The organism is Limosilactobacillus galli (genome assembly GCF_947381495.1).
Classification (GTDB): domain Bacteria; phylum Bacillota; class Bacilli; order Lactobacillales; family Lactobacillaceae; genus Limosilactobacillus; species Limosilactobacillus galli.
Window position 1 is genome coordinate 1 of record NZ_CANCWK010000074.1, and the last position, 4,405, is coordinate 4,405.

The following is a 4,405-nucleotide window of genomic DNA, read 5'->3' on the forward strand; positions in this document are numbered from 1 at the left end:
TCACTTCAACGTTCCTAAGTTAGGTATTTTGCGCTTAAAAGGCTCTAAAAAGCGCATTAACCAGCTACTTTCTCGGACTGCACAAACTCGCATCGGAACGGTAACGATTGTTAAAGATGCCGCGGATCGGTTCTTCTTGTCATTACAGTTGGCATCAGATACGCCGTTTGTTACCAAACCAGCTAAAACTAACGATCAAGTCGGCATTGATCTCAATACCGATAATTTTTTGACGACCAGTAATGGTGACGTAGTCGCCAATCCGCATTACTACCGGACGATTAAAGGGCGTTTAGCCAAAGCCCAACGGGTGCTATCACGGCGCCAACGACGGGCTAAAAAGGAACATCGTTCCTTACGTACCAGTAAAAACTACCAAAAGCAACGGATCTTAGTTGCCAAAATCCATGCCCAAGTTTTTGATCGTCGGCATGATTTCCTCCAAAACCTTTCGACCACATTAATCAAGAACCACGATTTAGTGGTCGCTGAAGAACTACGGAGCAAGAATTTGCTGAAGAACCATGCATTGGCAATGAGTATTGCTGACATTGGTTGGCGATCATTTTTAGGCATGTTGTCATACAAAGCAGAGCTTTATGATCAACGATTCATCACTATTAACCCCAAAAACACCACGCAAACGTGCCATGATTGTGGTTTTGTGATGGGAACTGGCGACACCAAGAAACTGACATTAGCTCAGCGCGAATGGACTTGTCCCAACTGCCATGTTCATCATATTCGTGATCATAATGCCGCTCAAAACATCCTTGAACGAGGATTAGAAACATTAGCCTGATTAGGCTCGTCCCTATGGCAACCTGAGGACGTTAACGGTGTTGGTAATTAGGCGACCGCTACTTGGTTACAGCTATGGTTGGTCAAGCAAGTCTGTTACTTTGTTTCTAGCCATTTCGTTAGAAATGAGGTAGTGAATTAGAATTACGTAGTGATTCTGATTGCCTATATCTACGCAAATTGTGGTCAAATACTCAAAAGAGGGGTGTTTGCTCACAAGCCACGGAATAAATTCCGTGGTGGTTGACTAGGGGGCCTGATGGCTAATTTCGCATCGAAAAACAAAGTCATAAATGACTTTTGTCTCGCTTCCCTTCATCGTTGTTTGCTAAATTTTCGTCTACCGCCGCCGGAGCAGTCGGTCCAGAATGTCGAGGCTGAGCTTGAAGAAAAGGCAGAGGTTCATCAGCCAGAAGAAATGGTTGAAGGTGTGCCAATGAATGACGGCTAGTGAGAAGTGGCAAAGGTTGTACACGACCACGAGGAAAATGTAGAGGAGGTTAGCTCGCAGGATGTCCTTAGACCAGTGATGATGGATGATATAGTTCCAGCATTTTTGGGGATGCTTGAGAATGCTTTCCATGACGATCCCCCTATAAGTTTGCGACCAGCACAGCGACAACAAAGAAGACAACGGCAGTTAGGTAAGAGATTTTTAGGTTATCACGCATTAATACACACTCAGCTTTTCTAGTATTGAAGATTCCTTTTACTATACTATAATATATTGTTGTTTTTGATTAATGCAAATTTATAAAAAGGAGCTAGACAATTGAGAAAGAGGACAAAATATTGGGTATATGGGCTCTTCTGCCTAGTGGTTATCATGCTGGCAGTTGTGCCGCAAATTCGTGCCAGCCGCCAGCAGGCCCAGCCGACCTCCCGTCATGCGGCTGCCAGCCAGTCAGTCCACCGTTCAACCAGTACGGCGCAACCAGCGGGCCAGCATATGCGCATACCGATTAATTGGCGCAAACCGTCCGAAACGGTTCCCTACCCAGACCTCAGCAAGGTTAAGGACCTCTGGGTGAAGGTCGATCTTAAGGGCAACCGGACCTACCTCTATGATGGGCAGAAGGTCATTTACACAATGTACAGCACCGGCGGCATCTACAAAAAGGATGCCAAGACCGGCAAGACGAAGAGTGCCACCCCAACCGGAACGTTCCATGTTCAGCAAGAACGGGGCGACAGCTTCTACAATGCTAAGTTGCAGGAAGGCGCCAACTACTACACCTCCTGGCTGAACCATGGTGAGTACCTCTTCCACAGTGTCCCAACCAAGGCAGATGGTTCCTATAACCAGAAGGAAGCCGCCAAGCTGGGGAAGAGCCAGGGCTCACACGGCTGCGTGCGGCTATCGGTTCCCGATGCCCGGTGGATGGAGCAGAACTTACCGGTTGGTACTAAGGTTGTCGTTGTTGGTTAATCAGCGGGACAATCACTTTTAAGCCGATCAGGATGGCGTTGATCAGGATAAATACAAGAATTATCATCGGCCAGGTAAGCTTTACGATGGGGATGAGCATGGCCAGCAAATTGTAGAGAATGATTAAGCCGACCAGCGCCCCGTTACCGAGGAGCAGGTTATTAAGAAATGTCCGAGTTATGTACTGCTTGAGCATGAGAATCCTCCCTTAGCGAATGACGATCTTGGTGCCCTTTGGTAAGGTCTGGAGCCACTGGGCATCCGGCCGTGACAACTGGATGGTGTTGGGAAAATCGAAGCTGGTTTTCAGCCAGTTGCCTTTAACCTGGTTTTGGTCGCTAGCCGCTGGGGCAACAATGTAGCTCTGCCGGCTCAACGCGGACCAGTTACGGCCGGCGAGGGTGTGTCCAGCGGCAACATGATCAATCTGTTGCCCGCGTTGGCCCCGTGAGACGACCGACTGGTGATTGATGGCGACGCGCGCATGCATGATGTAGATCACACGTTGGCCGCTTAGGACGTAGACCCGCTTCATTCCGGATATCGCGATTAGCCGGAGCCCGGACTGTTTGCGCAGGTCCGGATAGCGTCTGTGTTCAGAAGATTTGCTGAGGTTCGGCCGGCGCAGGCGGTTGGTATTGAGTACCTGGCTTGTTCGACTGGCCCCGGTGATGAAACGGCTGCTGTCCAGGTAGGCATGAAGATTAATGAAGAGGACGATGACCACGAAGAGTGCCGTCGTCAGCAGGATAAATTGCTTTTGCTTGTTGTTCATTGCTATTAGTCAATCCCTTGCGATATTGATATCATTCCTATCTTATCGTATTTTTGTAGTGCATTAAGCATTTTGGAGGATAAAGATGAAAAAATTTTTGGCGGTTTTACTGATGATCCCCCTGGTTCTCGGAATCATGGTGGTGCCAGCCCATGCGGCTCCGCTAATTGACGCCTCGGCCGCGATAATGGTTGATGCATCGACCGGGCAGGTTATCTATGAGCAAAACGCCCAGCAGAAGTTGCCGATTGCCTCGATCAGCAAGCTGCTGACGGCAGTTGTGATCGAGGATGAGGTTCACAGCAACCAGATCACGGGCAACACTAAGGTCAAGATTGATGATGGAACTGCCGCAATCTCAAATGACCCGAACTACTCGGCCATCGGTTTACAGGCGGGGCAGTCGTACACGGTCCGTGAACTGCTGAACGCTGCCCTGGTGAAGTCGGCTGACGGGGCCACGATGGCGCTATCGGCGGCGGCCGGTGACGGTATGGACGAGTTCAATATGAAGCTCCAGCAGAAGGCACAAGACATTGGCTTAAAGAACTATACAATTGTGAACCCGGTGGGGCTGAATAATGGCGATCTGAAATCACTAGCATCAAAGCAATATTCGGACAAGGCAGAAAACGCCATGACGGCTACCGATGTTGCCATTCTGGCGCGTTACCTGGTGAACCGCTATCCGCAACTGCTTCAGGTTACAGCTCAGAAGCAGGTTACTTTCGCCATTGCAAAGGGAAAAACAAAGACCGCGAAGAACTTAAACGAGATGCTGCCTGGCGGCAAGTACACCGTACCTGGGGTAACGATTGATGGGTTGAAGACGGGGACTTCTGATACCGCCGGGGCTTGCTTTGTCGGCACCGGAAATTATCGTGGGCACCGGATCATTACGGTGGTCCTGCACGCCAACGGGAAGAATAAGGACGACCGGTTTGTGCAGACCCAGCGTTTGTATCAGATGTTAAAGCAAAACTTCCACCTTCAGACCATTACCTTGCCGAAGAATATTCAGGAACAGCCGCTCGCTAATGGGCAGCGGCGTCAGGTGACTCTCAGTCCACGCCAGATCACAGTCTGGAGTGCCGGCAATGATGTTCATCGGTATACGATGGCAGTCAAGCTGAACAAGCGGTATCTGAACAAGAAGGGGCAGTTAGAAGCCCCGATCAACCGTAGCCGGGCACTTGGCGAGCTGGAACTGTCGAGCGGCCAGTTGAAGACCCTGGACGGCGGGCCGTTGACCTATCGGCTGTCGAGCGCCGATAACATTGCGCGGGGGAACTTCTGGCAACGGTTATGGCACTAATATTGGATAAAGTCAACCACCACGCCCTAAAGGACGTGGCTTGTGAGCAAACACCCTTCTGATGAGTGCTTGAACCACAATTTGC

The 4,405-nt window shown here is 49.9% G+C and carries 6 protein-coding genes; 3 read left to right on the forward strand and 3 right to left on the reverse strand.

All coding sequences use genetic code 11. The annotated features are described in order from the left end of the window. A partial coding sequence (locus QOS10_RS09090; protein WP_283595159.1) for an RNA-guided endonuclease InsQ/TnpB family protein occupies positions 1-802 on the forward strand: 802 nt, incomplete at its 5' end. Positions 803-1,141: 339 nt separating this feature from the next. Here the strand turns inward: QOS10_RS09090 and QOS10_RS09095 are convergent. Further along, positions 1,142-1,384, reverse strand: a complete 243-nt coding sequence (locus QOS10_RS09095) for a hypothetical protein (RefSeq protein WP_283595160.1) — start codon at positions 1,382-1,384, stop codon at positions 1,142-1,144. A gap of 189 nt (positions 1,385-1,573) precedes the next feature. Between QOS10_RS09095 and QOS10_RS09100 the strand changes: the two genes are divergently transcribed. Further along, on the forward strand, positions 1,574-2,230 hold the full coding sequence (locus tag QOS10_RS09100; RefSeq protein WP_283595161.1) for a L,D-transpeptidase: 657 nt from the start codon (positions 1,574-1,576) through the stop codon (positions 2,228-2,230). Here QOS10_RS09100 and QOS10_RS09105 read toward each other — a convergent pair. Beyond that, the gene (locus QOS10_RS09105; protein ID WP_283595162.1) at positions 2,208-2,426 is read right to left on the reverse strand and encodes a hypothetical protein; all 219 of its coding nucleotides are present in this window, start codon (positions 2,424-2,426) and stop codon (positions 2,208-2,210) included. The two genes, QOS10_RS09100 and QOS10_RS09105, sit on opposite strands and share 23 nt — an antisense overlap. Positions 2,427-2,438: 12 nt before the next feature. Then, positions 2,439-3,005: a hypothetical protein gene (locus QOS10_RS09110; RefSeq protein ID WP_283595163.1), complete on the reverse strand. Its 567-nt coding sequence runs from the start codon at positions 3,003-3,005 to the stop codon at positions 2,439-2,441. Between the two features lie 85 nt (positions 3,006-3,090). Between QOS10_RS09110 and QOS10_RS09115 the strand changes: the two genes are divergently transcribed. Next, a complete protein-coding gene (locus tag QOS10_RS09115) occupies positions 3,091-4,320 on the forward strand; it encodes a D-alanyl-D-alanine carboxypeptidase family protein (protein ID WP_283595164.1) in 1,230 nt (409 codons plus the stop codon). The last annotated feature ends 85 nt before the right edge of the window (positions 4,321-4,405 follow it).

Bases quoted from the DNA above. Each gene is read 5' to 3' on its own strand.
- QOS10_RS09095 (WP_283595160.1), bottom strand. From the start codon at position 1,384: ATGGAAAGCATTCTCAAGCATCCCCAAAAATGCTGGAACTATATCATC.
- QOS10_RS09105 (WP_283595162.1), bottom strand. From the start codon at position 2,426: ATGCTCAAGCAGTACATAACTCGGACATTTCTTAATAACCTGCTCCTC.
- QOS10_RS09110 (WP_283595163.1), bottom strand. From the start codon at position 3,005: ATGAACAACAAGCAAAAGCAATTTATCCTGCTGACGACGGCACTCTTC.
- QOS10_RS09115 (WP_283595164.1), top strand. From the start codon at position 3,091: ATGAAAAAATTTTTGGCGGTTTTACTGATGATCCCCCTGGTTCTCGGA.